This window comes from Chitinophaga sp. W2I13 (assembly GCF_050434005.1).
Lineage (GTDB): Bacteria > Bacteroidota > Bacteroidia > Chitinophagales > Chitinophagaceae > Chitinophaga.
The window spans coordinates 5,242,722-5,262,558 of record NZ_JBNPWD010000001.1 but is presented as its reverse complement, the minus strand read 5'-3'; the positions used below and the strand labels follow the sequence as shown (position 1 = coordinate 5,262,558).

Annotated in this window: 18 protein-coding genes; 6 read left to right on the top strand and 12 right to left on the bottom strand. The window is 46.3% G+C overall.

Translation table 11 applies throughout. The features are described from left to right. Positions 1-7 precede the first annotated feature (7 nt). The 3 genes from QFZ48_RS21720 (at position 8) to QFZ48_RS21710 (ending at position 3,360) form a co-directional block, all read left to right on the top strand. Positions 8-943 (top strand): alpha-E domain-containing protein, encoded by a 936-nt coding sequence (locus QFZ48_RS21720; RefSeq protein WP_429063584.1) that lies wholly within the window; start codon positions 8-10, stop codon positions 941-943. 13 nt (positions 944-956) lie between these two features. Continuing rightward, positions 957-1,940, top strand: a complete 984-nt coding sequence (locus QFZ48_RS21715) for a transglutaminase family protein (protein WP_429063583.1) — start codon at positions 957-959, stop codon at positions 1,938-1,940. A gap of 199 nt (positions 1,941-2,139) precedes the next feature. Further along, on the top strand, positions 2,140-3,360 hold the full coding sequence (locus QFZ48_RS21710; RefSeq protein WP_429049843.1) for a glycosyltransferase family 87 protein: 1,221 nt from the start codon (positions 2,140-2,142) through the stop codon (positions 3,358-3,360). Between the two features lie 39 nt (positions 3,361-3,399). Here QFZ48_RS21710 and QFZ48_RS21705 read toward each other — a convergent pair whose 3' ends face one another. The 9 genes from QFZ48_RS21705 to QFZ48_RS21665 all read right to left on the bottom strand — a co-directional run bounded on the left by QFZ48_RS21705 (position 3,400) and on the right by QFZ48_RS21665 (position 15,000). Beyond that, a complete protein-coding gene (locus QFZ48_RS21705) occupies positions 3,400-3,984 on the bottom strand; it encodes a PhnA domain-containing protein (protein ID WP_429063581.1) in 585 nt (194 codons plus the stop codon). A 100-nt stretch (positions 3,985-4,084) separates the two neighbouring features. Beyond that, complete coding sequence (locus QFZ48_RS21700) at positions 4,085-5,191, bottom strand: calcium:proton antiporter (RefSeq protein WP_429063579.1); 1,107 nt, start codon at positions 5,189-5,191, stop codon at positions 4,085-4,087. Between the two features lie 93 nt (positions 5,192-5,284). After that, a complete protein-coding gene (locus QFZ48_RS21695; protein WP_429049850.1) occupies positions 5,285-5,647 on the bottom strand; it encodes a response regulator in 363 nt (120 codons plus the stop codon). Positions 5,648-5,767: 120 nt separating this feature from the next. Continuing rightward, complete coding sequence (locus QFZ48_RS21690; RefSeq protein WP_429063577.1) at positions 5,768-10,282, bottom strand: CheR family methyltransferase; 4,515 nt, start codon at positions 10,280-10,282, stop codon at positions 5,768-5,770. A gap of 114 nt (positions 10,283-10,396) precedes the next feature. Continuing rightward, complete coding sequence (locus tag QFZ48_RS21685) at positions 10,397-11,458, bottom strand: chemotaxis protein CheB (protein WP_429063576.1); 1,062 nt, start codon at positions 11,456-11,458, stop codon at positions 10,397-10,399. Between the two features lie 108 nt (positions 11,459-11,566). Beyond that, on the bottom strand, positions 11,567-12,307 hold the full coding sequence (locus tag QFZ48_RS21680; protein WP_429063575.1) for a hypothetical protein: 741 nt from the start codon (positions 12,305-12,307) through the stop codon (positions 11,567-11,569). A 10-nt stretch (positions 12,308-12,317) separates the two neighbouring features. Then, on the bottom strand, positions 12,318-13,292 hold the full coding sequence (locus QFZ48_RS21675) for a hypothetical protein (protein ID WP_429063574.1): 975 nt from the start codon (positions 13,290-13,292) through the stop codon (positions 12,318-12,320). Between the two features lie 65 nt (positions 13,293-13,357). Then, complete coding sequence (locus QFZ48_RS21670; RefSeq protein ID WP_429049862.1) at positions 13,358-13,681, bottom strand: S24 family peptidase; 324 nt, start codon at positions 13,679-13,681, stop codon at positions 13,358-13,360. Positions 13,682-14,028: 347 nt separating this feature from the next. Beyond that, positions 14,029-15,000 carry a 3-keto-disaccharide hydrolase gene (locus QFZ48_RS21665; protein ID WP_429049863.1) on the bottom strand — a complete coding sequence of 324 codons (972 nt, stop codon included), beginning with the start codon at positions 14,998-15,000 and terminating at the stop codon, positions 14,029-14,031. Between the two features lie 179 nt (positions 15,001-15,179). Here QFZ48_RS21665 and QFZ48_RS21660 point away from each other — a divergent pair, with 179 nt between their 5' ends. After that, on the top strand, positions 15,180-16,445 hold the full coding sequence (locus QFZ48_RS21660; RefSeq protein WP_429063573.1) for an LVIVD repeat-containing protein: 1,266 nt from the start codon (positions 15,180-15,182) through the stop codon (positions 16,443-16,445). Positions 16,446-16,459: 14 nt separating this feature from the next. Here QFZ48_RS21660 and QFZ48_RS21655 read toward each other — a convergent pair whose 3' ends face one another. Together QFZ48_RS21655 and QFZ48_RS21650 are read right to left on the bottom strand one after the other, a co-directional pair. Continuing rightward, positions 16,460-17,362, bottom strand: a complete 903-nt coding sequence (locus QFZ48_RS21655) for a hypothetical protein (RefSeq protein WP_429063571.1) — start codon at positions 17,360-17,362, stop codon at positions 16,460-16,462. Between the two features lie 33 nt (positions 17,363-17,395). Beyond that, positions 17,396-17,734: a winged helix-turn-helix transcriptional regulator gene (locus QFZ48_RS21650; RefSeq protein WP_429049867.1), complete on the bottom strand. Its 339-nt coding sequence runs from the start codon at positions 17,732-17,734 to the stop codon at positions 17,396-17,398. A gap of 138 nt (positions 17,735-17,872) precedes the next feature. Between QFZ48_RS21650 and QFZ48_RS21645 the strand changes: the two genes are divergently transcribed. After that, positions 17,873-18,250 carry a hypothetical protein gene (locus QFZ48_RS21645; RefSeq protein WP_429063569.1) on the top strand — a complete coding sequence of 126 codons (378 nt, stop codon included), beginning with the start codon at positions 17,873-17,875 and terminating at the stop codon, positions 18,248-18,250. A 32-nt stretch (positions 18,251-18,282) separates the two neighbouring features. On the opposite strand, the gene QFZ48_RS21640 is transcribed toward QFZ48_RS21645, so the two are convergent. Continuing rightward, positions 18,283-18,954 carry a class I SAM-dependent methyltransferase gene (locus QFZ48_RS21640; protein WP_429063568.1) on the bottom strand — a complete coding sequence of 224 codons (672 nt, stop codon included), beginning with the start codon at positions 18,952-18,954 and terminating at the stop codon, positions 18,283-18,285. A gap of 325 nt (positions 18,955-19,279) precedes the next feature. On the opposite strand from QFZ48_RS21640, the gene QFZ48_RS21635 reads away from it, so the two are divergent. Beyond that, the gene (locus tag QFZ48_RS21635; protein ID WP_429049873.1) at positions 19,280-19,657 is read left to right on the top strand and encodes a hypothetical protein; all 378 of its coding nucleotides are present in this window, start codon (positions 19,280-19,282) and stop codon (positions 19,655-19,657) included. Positions 19,658-19,837 lie beyond the last annotated feature (180 nt).

Here is a 19,837-nt window from a genome sequence, read left to right as displayed (position 1 = left end):
CAAGCCTATGTTAAGCAGAGTAGCCTCCAGTTTATATTGGTTGAGCAGGTATGTAGAAAGAAGCGATGGTATTTTAAGAATGCTGAAAATAAACTACGCATCTTCACAGGACACCATCCAGGAATTTACCTGGACGCCGGTGATCCGTATTTCTTCCGGCAGAAATGAAGCTGAAATATCTTCTATCAAAAACGATAGCCGGTCGGTGATCGAGTACCTGCTCTTTGACCGCGATAATCCCAATTCTATTATCAACATGATCACGCTGGCCCGTGAAAATGCCCGGAGCGTGCAGGAACATATTGCGAAAGACCTCTGGCAGTGCCTCAATGAATACTATCATACCGTAAAAGATCCGAAGCTGCTCTGGTATGTACAAAAAGATGATCCTGTTACCGCGCTGGATATCCTCATTAAGCAGGTAATGCTTTATTACGGTACTGCAGGCAGTATCATGGAAAGAGGCGAAAGCAGGAGCTTTATGAGCATTGGTAAATACCTGGAGAGAAGTATACAGTCCATCGATATCCTGGACATCAAGTTTATCTCTATCTCCAATAATCCCGACCTGCTCACGGATACCTCTTACTGGCAACACCTGCTTTTATCGCTGGGCGGTTATGAGCTTTACCTGAAAACCTACCGTAAAGGCTTTGAAGCGGAAAACGTGCTGGAACTGGTCATGCTCAACAACGATTTTCCCCGGTCAGCAAAATATTCGGTCAACAATATTCACCGGTATTTCGAACGACTGAAAAGTGATAAAAATATTGAACACTATAATAAATTGTCGTTTAACATCGGGCGACTGAACAGTACCATCACCTACAGCTCCGTAAACAGTATGAAAGCGGAAGGGCTGCATCCCTATCTTGTTAAGATCAGGAGTGAGCTGTATGGCATCGGGAACCTACTGAATGAATACTATTTCGCAAACGCTTAACCATCGCATTATTATGCCTGTTTTCAAAATAAAACATATCACGCATTACACTTATGAAACTCCGGTGCGCGACAGCGCCAACCAGATAATTTTGTATCCTGTAAAAGACGATTACCAGAGAGTGATCAAACATGATCTGAGTATCTCCCGTCACCCGGAAGTGGAAACATTCAAGGATTATTATGGCAACGAAGTAGGCATTTTCACCCAAACGGACCCGCATCATGAATTGAAAATATTCTCGGCCATCGTTGTGGAAACTATTCCGCGGCCGCTGCCCACCGATGTGCTTCTTCCTGCCACCCAATGGCAGATGCTCGAGGATATCCGCTACGACGTAGCATTTATTGATTATCTCAAACAGGAATTTTTTGAAAGCGTGGCCTCTTTACGGCAAATTTCGCTGGACCTGAAAGAAGACACCGATACGCCATTCAAAACAGCGGTACGTTTCTGTGACTACGTATACACGCATTTCGATTATATCAAAGGAGTAACCACAGTGGACAGTACCCTTGATGAGATCCTGCTGTTACAGGCAGGCGTATGCCAGGATTTTGCGCACCTGTTAACCGCGATGCTGCGGTTCACTCAAATTCCGGCGAGGTACGTGAGCGGGTATATTTGCCCGAATAAAAACGGTATGCGCGGCGAGGGCGCCACCCATGCCTGGGCAGAAGTGTATATTCCCGAATATGGCTGGCTGGGGCTGGATCCCACCAACAACTGCATCGCCGGGGAAAACCATGTAAAACTGGCAGTAGGGCGTAACTTCAGCGACTGCTCACCGGTGAAAGGCGTATACAGCGGCGGAGCGGGCCATACCCTGGATGTGACGGTATCAGTGGGTTACGACGACCAGGACCAGTTTGATCCTGAACCATTTTTTCCTGCCCAGCCTGCCATGAGCAGTACTGTTGTGGCCGAGCCTGTAAAAAATAGTTACCAGCGCCACCTGGAAGAAATGATGATACAGCAACAGCAGCAGCAGCAATGAATTCCAGGATTACACCGGCCAATGGCGGGATCCCGTCTGCGGAGCCCGTCATTGGCCGGTTTGGCCCCGCTAAAGCAATCTGCTGATTTATTTCTTAAAACAATCTGATAATACACAAATAAAGAAAAATTTATATAGTTTTGCCTTAACCCTAAATGGGAGAACGATCACTACAACTGTCACAACTTAAAAGAGTACAATGCAAAGCTTAGCCATAAAAGGCCGCTGGGATGCTTTCTGTAATACCATCAGCAAAATTCCGCCGAAATACCTGTATGCTTTATTTTTACTAATGGCGGTAGGCATCTCCTTTCATTCCTGGCACTCTTCGCAGGACATGGAAAGATGGACCCGTTATAATAACTTCCTGATTTTTAAACATGCATTCTCACACCTGATACACAACCAGGACCTGTATGTATTATACGAATCTGAGTATTACGACCTGTATAAATACAGCCCGTCTTTTGCCTTGTGGATGGGCGCTTTTGCCTGGATGCCGGATGTACCAGCATTGATTTGCTGGAATATAATGAATGTAGTGGTGTTTATTATTGCCATCAGAACATTACCGGTAAAGAAAGAAAAGCAATCGATCCTGTTGTTGTTTTTGGCTATAGAGATGATGATTGCGCTCACCAGCTCCCAGATCAACGTATTCATCACGGGCTTTTTCATCCTGGCGTGGCACAGCATGGAAAATAAAAAGATCTGGCTGGCAGCATTGCTGCTGGTAGTAACCGTATATATCAAACTATTTGGCCTGGTGGCCATGTCGCTGTTCCTGTTATATCCTGAACGCTGGAAAGCGGCGTTGTACACGGTGTTCTGGACCGTTGTGATTGCGGTGATGCCGTTGCTCGTAATTTCCTGGGATCAGCTATTGTTCCTTTACAGGAGCTGGGCACACCTCCTGGCCAACGATTATTCTGCTTCCTATGGCGTATCTGTAATGGGATGGTGGCATACCTGGTTTGATATGGATATCTCCAAACAGCTGTTCATGCTTTCAGCGGCGGCCGTATTCATGTTGCCGTTCATACCCATCCTTTACAACCGGGAATCGAAATTTAATCTGAGCATGCTGGCTTCTGTGCTTATATGGGTGGTGATCTTTAACCATAAGGGAGAATCCCCTACTTATATTATTGCGCTCACCGGTGTAGCGATCTGGTACTTTACACAGGAGCGGCCATCCACGTTAAATACAGTGCTGGTGGTGCTTACGCTGGCATTCACCTCCTTTTCTTCCACCGATCTGATCACTCCTTACTGGATTGCCAGGACTTACGTAGAACCTTATGCAGTGAAAGCGGTATTCTGTTCTATTGTATGGTTGAAAATAGTGCTCGAACCATTTTTTGCTACCTCCCCGGAGCCGGGAAGGATTACAGCAGAGAAGCTGCAGCGCGCAGCATAAAGATAAAACGAAAGGGAAGGCGTAATACCTTCCCTTTTCTTATGCATTTTGTTTTCTTACGTATTTGGTGAGGATCACGATGAGTTGTCCTTCTATCTTTCCTTCTATTTGTGCTGTATTATCCGGCACAAGACGGATGTTCTTTACCACGGTACCCATTTTTGCATTTAAAGTAGACCCTTTTACATCGAGGGATTTGGTAAGAATAACGGTGTCTCCGTTTTGCAAAATGGCGCTATTGCTGTCCCTGTGCAGATCCACAGCGCTATCGTTTTCATGATCGCCGGTAGCTTTCGCCCAGGCCAGCGCTTCATCGTTGAGGTAAATCATTTCCAGGTTATCTGCCGCCCAGCTTTCCTGTTTTAAGCGGTTCAACATGCGCCAGGATACAGTCTGCACACCCGGAATTTCGCTCCACATTGATTCGGTTAAGCAATGCCAGTGGGTACTATCCAGCTCTGCTTTTTTCTCAATCTGCGACTGACATTTTTCACAGATGAAGATACAATTATCCTGATCACTGTAGGTCTGAGGAGGCACTTCATATACATTCAGCGGTTCTTCTGATTTGCATAGTTCGCACTTGTTTTCACTCCTTGTTAGTAATAGTTCGTTCAGCTTCATAATATCCTTTATAAAAAAATGTGCACGAAGGTAACGTTTTTTGTCCCGGGAAATGCTCATTTTCTTATTTGCCCCGACTATAAGAATATTTATATTAAAATCAGGGCACTACCGTAATAAATAAATAAGTAGCCAGTATCACCAGCAGCACAATTCCCTGCAGGATATTGGTTTTCCCTGCGTTAAAAGAAATGCTGATGGTAAAAAGTGAGAGGATAAGCAGCAACGTAGATTTAGCATCGATACCGAGCGTAATTTTGAAATCCAGTGCATAAGCGACGACGGCTACGGCCGGGATAGTGAGACCAATGCTGGCCAGTGCGGAACCCAGCGCCAGGTTCAAACTTGTTTGCAACCGGTTTTGCGAAGCCGCCCGGATAGCTGCCAGTCCTTCCGGCAGCAGGATAACCGCTGCTATAATAACCCCTACCAGGCTTTTAGGCGCACCCAGGTTTACCACAATGGTTTCAATAACAGGCGATAATTTTTTTGACAACAACACCACCACTGCCAGCGCTATTAATAAAAATACCAGGCTTACGGTGGTAGTAAGCCCCGATGGCGGTGCGGCATGTATATCTTCATCACCCGGCGGCGCATCTTCAGGCAGGAAATAGTCGCGGTGCCTGACCGTTTGCACGGCCACGAAACCGCCATACAGCACCAAAGAAATGATGGCCACAAATATCAGCTGGCTGCTGGAATAAACAGGCCCTGCTTCGGTAGTAGTATAATTTGGTAAGACGAGGGTTAAAACAGCGATCGCCGTTAATGCGACCAACGCGGCACTGACACCGGCTTTTATAAACGCCTGCTCTTTGAAACGATAGCCTCCTATAAACAATGACATCCCGATTATACCGGAAAGGATCAGCATAATGGCGGCGAACACGGTATCCCTTGCGAGCGTGGAGCCCTGATCCGCTTTATTCAACATGATGGATACAATCAGTGATACTTCTATCACCGTAATCGCCAATGCCAGGATGAGCGTGCCATACGGCTCTCCTACTTTATGCGCTACCACTTCTGCATGATGCACGGCAGACAATACCACGGTGATAAGGGATAACCCCATCACTGCCGATAAAACACCACTTTGTTCTCCTGCGAATCCTAATAATGCCAACCCGGCTACAGGGCTGATAAGACACCATAACGGGAGCGTAATTTTCCATTTCCGGTAGAGAAAGTGATTGAATGCCATTTGCTTAATTTACAAAACTTTATGCACATGGCCACTACGGGGAAGAAATGCAGTATATCAACCCGGCGCCAACAGGCATAAAGCTAACAGGCATCAGCCGGTAGGCAACAGGCTGTACACCGCCTCATACAGATCGTTAATGCGGAAAGGTTTCGCTAATAAACTGTCGGCCATACATTGGCTGATGGATTCTTCAGGATAATTCCTGGCGGAGAAAAGAACAACCGGCAACTTTGCTTCGTCCGGCGAGGATTTAATTTCCCTGCATAAATTCCGCCCGTCATAACTGCCCATGGCAATATCCATCAGCAGCACATCAGGAGCGAATTGCGAGATACACTGATGAAGCTTTGCAGGGTCTTCCAGGGTCATCACGTCCATATTTTTTCTGGAAAGGACGAGGGAAACTGCTTCAAGGATATCAGGATTGTCATCTACAACCAGAATCTTCCACATGTGGATTGTTTTAATTCATGAACATTCACATCGGGAACACGTTGGTCATGCTTCCCACAGGTCAGATTGTAAAGGTAGAAATGTTTTTTCTTTTAAAAATTGGCACAGCACGCCTCCCGCCTAATTATTTTGCTGACTCCCGTTATAAGGCAGCACGAACGTGAATACAGAGCCCTTTCCGTGCTCGCTTTCTACTTCAATGGTCCCTCCATGACGATAAATGATACCCGCCGAAATATACAGTCCCAGCCCCATTCCGGGGAAGGTATGCATCTTTAAATGCTGTACCCTGAAAAGCCGGTCAAATACATGCTTTACCTGGTTTTGCGGAATGCCAATGCCCTGGTCGCTCACGCTTACTTTTACGCCCTCCCCGGTATGGGCGGTCGTAATTTTTATTTCCCCTCCATCGGGTGAGTACTTAACGGCATTTGAGATGAGGTTGACCATCACTTCCGCAATACGGCCACGGTCGGCTGTAACGGGTTTTACGGCTTCATCCGGCATAAATACAAGCTGATGTCTCCTGGACAAGCGCTGCATATCTTCCGCCTCTTCTTTGATAAGATGGTTAATATCAAAAAGCGTTGTATTCAATGATAACAATCCCTCCGATACCTGCGCGGAATCGAGCATGCGGTGAATAAGATCCGTAAGGCGGTCTATCTGGAGATCAAGTTTTTGTATCAGGTTAACATTCTCTACATCATTTGTTTCCCTGAATTTTTCCTGCAATACTTCTGCGTATGCTTTAATGCTGGTCACCGGCGTTTTCAGCTCGTGGCTGGCGATACCGATAAACTCATCTTTCTGCTTCTCCATGTCCTTGCGAACGCTGATATTCATGATAAAAACAGCCACCCTCCGTTGTTGTGGCCGGCCTATTCGCTGCATGTAAATGTCGTACCATCCCTTCAGCGGTTCATTTTTAATTTCCATTTCAAAACGGACTGGTTGTCCGCTGGCAGCCACTTTCGCATGAATGTCCAGCCAGATCTCCGGTACATCAGGCAAAATTTCCCGGAAGGTTTTTCCCAGGATCTCCTGTAAGCCGGTATTTTTATATAACGCAGGATTTACCTGGAGAAACCGGAAATCATTTATCTTTTCATTTTCACCCGTCAAAGGTTCTACGATATAAAATCCTTCATCCATCGAGGTAAGCAGGGTACGGTAATTTTCCTCCGACTGCCTCACTGCTTCCTCGCTTTGTACCCTTTGCAGGCACATATAAATACGGGGGGCAAGTTCTTCGAGTAACGCTGTTTCATCCGGGCGCCAGCAGTAAGGTCCCTCCTTCTGCATAATAATGATAAACGTGAGATGGCCATCCGCAATAAAAGGCGCCATTAATTGCGCTCCCACGCCTTTTGTTTTGAACATTCCTTTCTGGGAAGCGATATGCGGATCGTTGGCGATATCATTGGCCACTACCAGGTTCCCCTTTTTCAGGGTCTGCAGGAAGTCGGCGGTAATAAAGGCCCGCATGCTTTGTTCTCCCATGAGGCTTACCAAACCCGGCTCCTTTTTTTCATAAATGGTAGTAATGGAACCGGCTTGTTCATCGATATAGGAAAAAGTGAGCCTTGACAGCCCGAAATGCCGGGTGATCCTTTCGCCGGCAGACTGCATAATATCTTCCACCTTATTCATTGCCACCATATCGCCGGCTATACCCGCCAGTAATACGCTGTTCAGCTCCCGGTATTTACGGTCCGTAATATCATCATACACCACCGCAATTACCCTGCTACCGTCCCCGCCTATACGGGAGGTATATATACTATACCACCGGCCGCCGGCGGATACGCTCCCTTCAAAACGGCTGCTGTTACCGGTAGAGGCAACGGCTCCAAAATATTGCAGCCATGCCGGGTGAACATCGAGTTGCAATTCCCTGGCTGTTTTACCTGTTACATCGGAAACATTGTTCTGCCGTTTAAACTCAGCATTAGCCTCCAGTATCCTGTAATCAATGCCATTGCCCTTCTCATCAAATATTACTTCACTGATGCAAAATCCTTCATCAATAGACTCAAATAAGTTCCGGAATTTTTCTTCTGACGCCATCAATCCCAGTTCTGCAAATTTCCTGGAGGTGATATCAATAAACGTAACTACCACCCCGTTGATATGATCTTCCGCGGTACGATATGGCAATACCCGCATAATAAATACTTTACCAGAGGTAGCTTTTACTTCCCGCTCAATTACGTAAAGCTTTTCCAGTACCTGTTCTGCATCATTTAAAAAATGATGATACTCGAGATGATGGGTGATATCAGACAGCGGCCTGCCCAGATCTGCCGGGATAAGATTAAATATTTCCCTGATAGCCGGCGTGAACAAAGCCACGCGGAAGCCACGGTCGAGGAAGATAGTACCTATGCTGGCAGAGTTGATCAGGTTTTGCAGGTTATTACCGGCAAGACTTGTTTCCTCTATCTTTACTTTCAACTCCTGGTTCACGGTCCGCAGTTCTTCATTGATCGACTGCAGTTCCTCTTTGCTTGTTTCCAGCTCTTCTGCGGCAGAACGCAGTTCTTCGTTCATCGCCTGCAGTTCTTCATTAGAAGCTTTCAGTTCTTCCGCATTGAATTCATGTTGTTCGTTAGACGCCCTGAGCTGTGCCTTCAGGTTCACCAGTTCGGCTTCCAGCTGCCGGGCTACCGGCTCCTCAGTGGTCAGGATCACGTTCCTTCCCGGCTTCTCTTCTGTCACTTTTTCAAACAGTACCAGGATATACCCGCGTACCACCTCTTTACCCTGTAATACCGGTCGTATATGAATGTTGATCGTTTCAATTTTATCGTTGACCGTTACTTTCAATCCTCTTGCTTCTACGGCGGTTTGACGCTGCAACGCCTGGTATAATGCGGAACGCAGCTCCAGCCGCAACTCCTGCCGGATCAGTTTCAGCAGGTTCTGTGAAGGTTCGCCGCCGGATATCTGGAGATAATGGCCTGCCCTGTCGGAAATATGTGCAATTTCATATTCTTCATTGATCAGTATGGATGGCGGCGCATATTCTTCCAGCAGGCGCTGATGGAGTTCCCCGAAAGAAATCCGTTCGAGCGACCTGCTTTCCCTTTCAACAGCGGCAGGCGCCAAGCGCGGCTGTTCAATTTTCAGGGAAGGCAAGGATTCCGGTACCGGGAAAGGCCGGAGCAATTTCTTGCGGCTTTGAAAAATATGAAACTCCCGGTTGAAAGGCATGAACAAATCGCTCCAGCTATCGGCGGACTCTGATGATCCCAGAAGAAGGAATCCGCCCTGGTTCAATGCAAAGTGAAAAGTATCCATCGCTCTTTCCTGGGCCGTGCGGTTCAGGTAGATCAACACATTCCGGCAGCTGACAATATCCAGGTGGGAAAAAGGCGGATCTTTCAGAAAATTGTGGTTGGCAAAAAGGATCATTTCCCTTATTTCCCTTCTGATGCGATAGGATTCGCCTTCCTTATTGAAAAACCGCCGTAGTCTTTCAGGGGAAATGTCTGCGGCATCGTTTAATGTATAAAGACCTTCCCTTGCATGATTAATAGCTCCTTCGTCTATGTCCGTGGCGAAGATCTGTATCTTCGGCGCTTCCAGCTCGTTATCAAGCAATTCTGCACATAAAATAGCAATGGAATAGGCTTCTTCTCCTGTTGCGCAACCGGCTATCCAGATCCTCAGTTGCTGTTCCGCTGTTTTTCCTTTTATGGCCATTGGAAGTACCTGTTGCGCTAATATTTCAAAGGCTTTCTTATCTCTGAAAAAATTAGTAACCGATATCAGCAGGTCTTTCAGCAATGCCACCACTTCCTCGGAATTGTCCTGGAGAAAGGACGCATAAGAAGGCAGATCGGGCAGGTTCCGGATATTGATCCGGCGTTCAATCCGGCGCAACAGTGTAGGACGTTTGTAATTTGAAAAATCATGCCCCGTTCTTACCTTTAACTGGGTAAAGATTTCCCGCAGCGCCTGTTGCTGGCTTTCCTGTCCTTTTTCAGGCGCCAGTGGTATGCGGACCGTGCCGATGCTATTCCTGTAATCGATAATTCTCTGTGGAATTTCTGCCACACGCAATACTTCATCCACCAGGTTGGTAGTGATCGCATTCCTGGGCATTTCATTAAACTCCGACTCCCTGGGGTTTTGTACAAAAGCAACACCTCCCAGTTCTTTAATGCGCTTCAGTCCCATTGAGCCGTTGGCGCCGGTGCCGGAAAGAACCACACACACCGCGCCTGCCCCATGTGATTCCGCCAGCGACCGGAAGAAAATATCTACAGGAGCGCGACGCTCTTCTACTTGTATATTAGGGGATACCAGGATGTATCCATCTTCCATAGTAAGATGCTTATTGGGAGGTATCACATAAACATGGTCTGGTTCCACTAATACTTTTTCACGTACCTGGCTCACCGGGATATGGGAAACGGCCTGCAGTACCTCGGCCAGTTTGCTGTCATGATCAGGAGAAAGATGAAGAATAACCACGTATGCCATCCCTGAATTTGCCGGAACGTGCTCAAAAAAAACCTGCATTGCCTGAATACCTCCGGAGGAGGCCCCAATACCTACTATGAGAAAGTCTTTTTTCTGCTGCTCATTTTCTTCACCCGGAGCAAACGTTGAATTAGGAGATTCCATGTTATGTTTTGTAAATGATACGGATATGGCAGATAGATAACTGCCATGGTATCCACCGTCGCAATTTAAATATTATGGATGTATATTTTGCTTTTCTCTGATTTAAAGCGTCTTCTATTTACTGTGAAGTTGCTTTTTAACAGGTGTTGCTGTTTCGCGCTTTATATGACTGGCATCAAGATTGTCCATTTCGTGCAGCATCTTCCTGACCTGTTCATTAAAGCCGGTGGCATCTTTCGCTTTCTTAAAATACATGGCAGCCAGTGCAGGTTGATTTATTTCCGCAAAGTGATCTCCCATATGATTCAGCAGGTTTACACTTTCCTCGAGGCCGCGTGTGGTATTCCACAAATTATTCTCTATATCCTCTGTAATGGCCGACAGCAGGCTACTTTCAGAGAACGCATGACCGGTATGGCACCGGTAACGGAGTCGCCCACCCTCCTGCATCGCCGCCAGCACGCCATGACATTCGGGACAAGACAACGCCGTTAACTCACCAAAAACAATTCCGGCCTCCGGCAGCTTTTCATGAACAGCTATCTCAATTTCTTTCCTCACTGCTTCGTTATTATCCTTCTCCTGGATGTCAGCAACCCCATCGGGCAGCGGCTCATCAGTTAGCTTCACCAGCAGCCTTGCAATGCCTGATACCGGCACTACATGGTCTACCGCCACCTCCTGTATGGCATGTTGCGGCATGGAAGGCACCTCGGCATCTTCCGGCGCCTGCACGATGGCGAGGCCGCCACGCTGTTTGATATACCATAATCCTGCCGTGCCATCGTCCAGCGCACCGCTGAGTATGATCCCGATTACACGGGAGCCATACGCATAGGCCGCCGAGCGGAAAAGTGGATCTACAGCGGGCCGGAAGCGATTTTCCTTTGGCCCGCGCGTTACACGCATAAATCCTTTTTCCAGGATCAGGTGCCTGTCGGGCGGCGCCACATAAATGTGTCCTGACTTAACCGGCTCTTTATCCACTGCATTGGTAGCGGGTAATCTTTTTTGCTTATTGATAATCCGGGGCAGCACCCCTGTTACCTCTGCTGATATATGCCATACAATGAAAATGGCGGCAGGGAAATCAGGCGGCAAGGCTGATGTAATCGTTTTAATGGCCTCAAAGCCACCTGCAGAAGCACCGATCACGATAATGTTTCTTGTTTGCATAACCTGAGATTTACAGATCCGTTCTTTACACTGTCTCCCAAACGCCTGATCACTAAAATCAGGCCGTTATGCCAACTATACTGCCGTGCTTCCTTTACAAAACAGTATCTACTCCCTGTAATAATCTTTCAGGCTGCCATTTGGGGTGAAGCTGATGAAATACCGCTCCCGGCTGCCATTGATGGACTGGGGATACCAGCTGATGCTGTTTCCATCAAAAATGCCGTAAATATGTTCAAGGGGTTTTGCGCCGGCGATATCTGCTGCTTTACGGTGATAGTTCCTGTATACAGCAGCAACGCTGGCAAAACTGATGTCATCGAGACCAACCAGTGATTTGCTGATATCATCGCGCACAGACATCTGCACCGGTTTGGGTTCCTCCCATTTGCCATCGTTATAGTTGTATTCGTCAATATAGGCGGCGTTCTGCGGATGTTGAATAGTTACATTTATTCGTCCGTCATTATAAAAATGAATGGATCTGTAGAGATGGATACTTTTGCCTGCAAAGGCCGGCAATTCGCGCAGCGCGTGTTCGGCAGCATTCAGCTTTACGGCATTACTCAGAAAATCATGGTCGCCGGATGTTGTAGTGGAGTTATGTATAATCGTAGTGCCATTGCGATGTTCCACAACAGTAGTATTGGTACTGGTACTCGTACTCAGGTGGGTACTGGTGCTGGAACTTGTGGTGGTGGTGGTTTCGTCCTGGGTAGCCGGAAGATCTTTGTAGCTGCTGTCGGTATCACTGCCATACAGGGTATCATGTATGGATTCCCGGAACTGGTTACAGGACATACACATCACCACTACTACTATAATGCCGGTCATCTTTTGTAAACGCATCTTCATAATTTTAATCAGCTATATCACTGGCAAATATTACTTGTTGAGGATTTTCTTTCAGATAAAAAACCGGGACAGACTCCTGCCTGGTCATGCCCAGATCCAGGAGCGGCACTATTTTTTTTAACGAAGCAGTATGGGTTTTTCCCGAATCATCCTGGTAGCGTAACTCAAAGCGTACCTGCGGCTGTTCATTAATATAAGTGCCTGTTTGCTCGGCAGAAACTATCTGTGCATCTGTACGCAAGCCGTAGTACTTAAGCTGCAACGCATTGCCTGGCGTGCCTGTAAAAAGTTTCAACAGCCAGCCCAACCCGATCCCGCTCACCAGCATAATCAACGGACATAAAATAAGCGGATGATAGAAAGCCATAAAGCGCCAGCCTCGTCCGTGGTTCTCTAACATATAGGAATATACGTAGTAGCCGGCTATTGCGGCAACAACCAGCAACCAGGCAAGGCACATCATGATGATCCGGCCTGCTTTTATTCCCACCGTTACGCCGTCCAGGGTTAAATGCGGCACTGCTTTAAGTTTATCATCAATCACCAGCGGAACGGTTTTACCCACCTCATAACGGTGCAGCTCCGGCTTGGTATCGTTTACCTGTAACTGTTCGGTGATTTCCGTGCCGCAGAAATTTTCAAGAGCGCAGGTGATCTCCCGGGTAACAACATCCTTACCTTCAGCGGGTAGTTCCTTGCTGGTTAACACACGTGCATTCTTTCTCACGCCTTCTTTTAAAAGACGCAGGATATTTTTCCTCATGATAAAAGGCAATACAATCCATTTTCTGAACCAGCGCTGGATCAATATCCCCCACAGTATTACAGACAGCGCCAACCAGGTAAGCGCCAGCCACGGCTGCGTACCGCCATCTCCATCACTTACGCCATACTCGGTATTGTAATAGATGAGCATGGGAAAAGGAATCGCAAAGAAAAGCATGTAAATGAACCAGAAGTAACTCCAAAAACCTTTCATTCAGCTAATTTATTTATTAAATTTAAGGGAAAGATGCTTACCATCTGTAAAAGACATTACGGGGTTCAGTCTTTTTTGTAGATCACCTTATTTTCATATTCACCGAGAATCACGCGGCCATAGATCACCTTCGTCCAGCCGTTTTCAAAACCGTGATTATTAGCTATGAGGTAACCTTTATTGGTATCTTTTTTAATCACCTTGTGTGCATCGATGTAGCGGCCTTTTACTTTGCAAAACACAATATCGCCAATGACGTATTCCGCTTGCTTTACAAAAGTGAGCAGGGTGCCGCTTTTCAAAATGGGTAACATAGAGGAGCCAAAGGCTTTCATTTTTCCTGTGCCGGTAGTTTCCAATCCGGACTTTAATCTTTCGTACTTGTTCATGTTGTTTTAATTGATTGAATAAAAATGGATGACCATATAGTAAATGATCGTAGTGCAGGCGCATGGAGCTACTGAAGCCAATATGCGGGAACGGTTAACTGAAGCGGGCAAATTCAATTATAAGCATGATGGTGAAACACTGTTGGGCTACACAAGACAGGCGGGTATAACAAATGGTATGCTGTGAAATAACAAAACCTGCGGGCAGCGCAGGTATCAAACTATTTGGGGATACTGCCGGGGCATTTTCTATAAAGAACAACTGCCGCAAAAGTAATAAAATTTTCTATTCTCCCGGATAAAAAAAACGTGATACTGAATTTGTATCACGTTTTTTTTATGCTTTTTTATTTTGCAGGGGTAATGACGATGTTCCTGAATTCAATAGGACCGTGATCTCCCTGGAAATAGATCGGGCCGGGTTCACCTTCATTGCTATCCAATGCACCGCCGGTAATACCGGGAATGGCGGCATTGCATATGATGGTTTTGCCATTGGCAACAACCGTTACCAGGCGACCTACCAGGGTAATATCAAAAGTTTGCCATTGACCGGGGCCAAGCACCACCATGTCGTTTGGCACCAGGAATCCGTATACCCCACCAAACAGGTGACTGGATGGCGGATCTGTTTTAGGATTGTCGATGATCTGTGTTTCATAACGGCCCCTCAGGTAAACGCCGCTATTGCTACCGGCCTGGTAGCGGAATTCCACATGCAGCTTAAAGTCGGTGAACTTCTGTTCAGAGATCAGGTTAGCGCCGGAATGCGGGCTGGCAAGGATGCCGTCCTTAACGATCCATTGGTTCTGACCCAGGGCTTTCCAGCCGGTGAGGTCCTTTCCGTTAAACAGTTTCACGGGTTTCCCCCAGGTTGGCGCTGCCGTTCTTTTAAGATCCGGCGCTTTTACCCCCGTGAAAGAGTAGGACTGTCCGTCGCTGGTATGGATTGTACCGCTTATCCCGGCATCGGTTACAGTGCCTTCCAGCGTCAGGTCGCGGTCTTCCCTTTCCCATTGCGGCGGAATGGAGAAGCTGAACTTCCCGTTGTCAAAATTTACTTTGGAGATGGGCCTGGCGCTTCCACCGGTGCTTACAAAGCGACCTACCAGGGTTTTAAAACCGGAAAGCTCCACTTCCAGCCAGGAGGGCTTATCTACTCCATTTTCGCTGACCTTGATATCCCAGGCGCCAATCAGGGCCCCGCCTTTAACGGCTTCGGTCTTAATAGCCGATACCTGTGCCATTACACCGGAAGGATTAGCTAATCCCAGCCCCATGCAGCATATCAGACCTGCGATAATACTTTTTCTATTCATGTTCATGTCCATGTTTATTGAAGAAAGCTATAAAGATAAATATTTGATCCTGCTTCTTATAGCACTTTATTGGGTTTATTTAAACCAGCTCCCAAATCTATAATTATCGTGATATTTACCGGTATCCCCTTCTGTAACATTTATTCCAGGGCCTGCGTTAAACATCAAAGCTCTTCCCCATGCATATTTCTACCTATATTAAATTCCCGGTTATTCTCGCGGTTATCCTGGTACTGGGCGGATGCACAAAGGACAAGTGCACCAAAATGATCCAAACTAAAATAAATATTCCCGTTATGATGGCACTGACCGACTATTGGGCCTCTATCAAATCGGAAGCGCCAAAGGAGATCATCCTTACGGGCAAAATCTATGTGAAAGACCAGTATATTTTTGTGAACGAGCCTTACGCCGGCATCCACATTATAGATAACAGTAACCCGTCATCTCCTCAGAAAGTTTCTTTTATCAATGTAATGGGGAATATCGATATCGCTATAAAAGGCGACTTCCTTTATGCCGACAGCTATGCTGACCTGATTGTATTCAACATCAGCGATCCGCGCAACATCAGGTTTGTTAAACGTGTGCCGGAAGCCACCAGTTTGCCGGCCAACGTAAACGGCCTGCTGGTAGGATGGCACTATAACCGTGACAGCATCGTGATTGGTTATACCACCAGGGATACCAGTTATTGCGATTGCGATCCGGATCCTAACATACAATATCTTGCCAGCGCAGAAGTGGCCTCCTCTTATAAAAACCAGGCCGGCACCGGCAAAGGTGGATCCATGGCCCGGTTTACCATCGCTAAAGATTACCTTTATACTGTTAATTCCTGGCAGTTAAAAACATTTGATCTCTCGGATGCCGCTAACCCGGTGTTTAAAAGCCTGCAAACCTTTAATGCCTTTATTGAAACCATATTCCCTTATGGTGAATATCTTTTTATCGGCAGCCAGAACGCCATGTTCATTTATGACATCACTAATCCGGCAGTACCAACCAAACGCTCTATGGTAACACATTTCAGGGCATGCGACCCGGTTGTAGTGGAAGGAAACAGAGCATATGTAACCATCAGGAGCGGTGCAGCCTGCGCAGGCAATTTCAATCAGCTGCAGGTATTTGATGTGAGCAATGTGGATCAACCCATAAAGTTGAGCACTACCGAAATGATCAACCCACACGGTTTAGGTATTGACAACGGGAAGCTTTTCATTTGTGAGGGCCAGTACGGACTTCGCTTCATGGATGCCACAAATGCTACTAACATCACCACTGCAAAGCTGGTAACAGGGCCGGAGACATACGATGTAATTCCCTTTGAGGGCCAGCACCGCCTGCTGGTGAGCGCCAGGGACGGCATTTATCAATACAACTACAGCTCCATCACAAACCCGCAGCTGTTAAGCAAAATAAACGTAAAGGGTAATCCATATTAACAGGGGCTTTCCTGTTAATAACTATTAAAAACAGCCAGTTTATACATATTATCATCCGCTGGTGTGGCAATATACAACCAGCTTTCCAATGCTACGCGGGAAGTACAGGGGCCGTAGGTAATAAGCCTGATCTTTCTCTTTACCGATTCTTTTTGCAGGATCGATAAAACTTCCTGCAGGATTTCGCCTTTGAAGGGCGTAAACATAAAAAATACCGTTCCTTCAGAATAGTCGGCTTCCCGCGCATCCACATTTATAAATGTAACAGCCGGCAGATGGAGTGCCGCAGCGCAGGCCCCTGCATAATCGCAGAAGGCTGGCTCAAATTCAATTCCCCTGGTGGCGATGCCGGTAAGCAGATTTACGAGGATAGCCACCTGTCCCAGGCCGGCGCCGATATCGAAAAAGACATCTTCTTTTATGAAAGGAACTTTTTCTACCAGTTCAAACACGATCCTCGCCGGTGTTTTCTGATAATAAACCATTTCAGGTTCAAGATCCCTGGTCTGCTCCGGCATTGTTTGCAGCGGGGATAATCCATTGATAAAAATATCGAGGTTATCATACCCCGCTTCTTCCCCATGCCCGTTACCATCCGGGTTAATATCCACGTATTTATTCACCAGGTGTTTGAACCCGTTTGTTGTAAATCCGGTTGTACTGATGGTTCGCTGAAGTTGCTGAAACAGGTTAACATCGACTCCTTCCAGCCTGGACTTTACTTTTTCAGCGCGGTTCCTGAGTGCCAGCAATGGATCCGGTTGCGGCGCGTTCAGCAGGAGTTCGTTAATCCGCTCTATCACCTGGAAGTCGATGAAGTCAATCACCTCCATACGCAGATCAAATTCCCGCTCCTCGTAGAGCACCGGATTTTTCTCTGCTTCCTCAATATACTGTTGTAGCTCAAAAAGGGTCATCTTTACAGGATCGCTGTTATACTTAAAGAGGAATTACTTTCCTATCACCTGTTTTCTATGTTCCACTCCCCAGTTATACAATGAGTCCAGCACTTTTTCGATAGATGTTCCATGCTGGGTGATGGAATATTCAACCGTAGGCGGAAAAGTATTGTGCACTTCTCTTTTTATCAGTTTATTCGCTTCCAGCGTTTTTAATTCCTTCGACAGCGTTTTATCTGTAATACCGCCCACTTCCTTTGATATTTGTTTAAAGCGCTTGTTTCCTGTGGACAGAGAAAGCATAATAAGCAGCTTCCATTTGCCTTCCAGGGCATCCAGGGCGTCTTTTATAGCAAGTACATTATGGGGGCAACCTTCCCGTGTCAGCATTTTTTTTCTTTTATTTCTAACGATGTTTTCCCGTTACTTTCCCGATGGATAGCGCTATCCGATGGTATAGTACTATCAGCTGTATAGCAAATGTAGATACTTTTGCTGCATAATTATTAACAGCCTTAAAAAATAACGATGACAGTCAAAACGAAGCGTATCCTATCTACAGTACTGATGGTCATTCCTGCTATAGTACTTGTTACGGGCGGAGTAATGAAATTACTTGGAGCGGAACCTGCATCAGTAATGCAATTCCTCATTAAATCGGGATTTGGCAATTATATAAAAGCACTTGGCATCACAGAACTAATCATTGCAGCGCTGCTGCTTTACCCGGTAACAAATAAAACCGGGTTCCTGTTAGCCACTAGTTATTTCGGCGGCGCCCTGTGCCTGGAAATATCCGGTGCACAGCCCTTTGCTTCCGCTGTGTTCCTGTCGATACTCTGGATAGCCATGTTCCTAAGGTCCAGGGAAATGTTTCTGCCGTTATCTATGGCGAATAGCCAATAAAGCGACAGGGAACGATCCGGAAAATGAAAGCACTATGTCTTCAGTACAAAAATAATGGATACAGGGCTTTGGCTTTGAGGATGCAATGGTTCTTCTATATTCCGGATCGTTAACCCTGCTTCGCTGAACAACGACGCCCATTCGCCCAATGTTCTGAAATACCATTCATAGGGTTGCTGAAAATCTCTTTTCAAACCTTTCCAACTCCCTTCCTTCCATCCGGAAACATAAGGCTCCTGCTGTGCAATTGCGGATGGATGCAACGTTTGAATGAACACCAGGCCCCCGGGCACAATGAGTTTATTAATATTTTTCAACAGTGCATCCGAATCTGTTTTATCGAGCAGCGCAAAATTGATAACAGCTGCTCCGGGTTGGTTTCCGATGGTATATTTACCGGTGGCCAGGTCATTGAAACTGGCTACTGCATAATGCTCTCCGCCCTTTTCAATGGCATTTTCTATCAATGCGCTTACAGCATCCACACCAAAGGCCGTTATTCCTTTGTTTTGCAAGCAACGAGTGAGCCATCCTTCTCCGCAGCCGATGTCTATTATAGATTGAATATTGTGGGAACAAATGGTGTTTACAATGGCATCATTAGTCGCCAGTATCCTCGATTCAATTTCAGCATTATCAATGGACGCAATCCAGTTGTCGGCATTGGCATGCCAGGAGGTAGTTATTTTTGTTGACTGATCCATGATTTAATTTTGATGATGTGATAATTACTTAAGCGCTCTCTGCGCGGGAGGCTATTTTCCGGTATTTATTTCTATAAAAACCTATACTAACAAATTACGAAATATAACGTTTCAGTCCACTTTGCGGGCTGAATTGCATCCATAGCAAGAACATACTTACCCATTTTGTGTATGGGCTCACACAGCTGCCGTTTTACCTGCATGACCCCGTAAACCCAATGATAGTCTGATACATAGAAGAACTTGCTCCGTTGAAAAGCGCTTCTGGTATGCTAATTGCATTTTTGGATTTTAAATCTTTATTGAATAACCAAAAAAACAGTTTATGAAATCGATTCTTAGCGTCATTGGTGTGTTATTGTTATCGGCCATCCTTTTTGCTTCTTGCAGCAAGGACACCGACCCTGCAGACACAGATATCTTTGCTGGTACATTCAGGGGAAAGATCGGGTATGTTGACTCGGAAAAAAACATCAGCCAGGACAATGGCAGCGTTTTCGTTACAAAGGTTGGTACCCGGTATGACTTCAGATTTTCCGACGGCATTCCTGACCTTACCGGCGTTCAGTTTGAGCGGAAGGACGATAACACAATGGTAAGTATGGGATCATCAGGTACCGGTCTTATTACGATCAATAAGGACAAGCTCGTGATAGGCTTTGCAAGGGACGGCCGGTCCTGGACAGCTGACTGCGGCAGATAGTATGATGTAAATAACCCTGCAACGTTACACGCTATAAGCGACCTACCTCTGTCCGGGCTTAACTTTTTTCTATTTTCTGTAGTTAATTTAAAAATGATTTATTACAAGGTGCACAAAGAAGTGCCTTAAGGTCCCGGGACCGGAGGATGCAGCAATGTGTCCGCCGGTTCCGGGATTCTG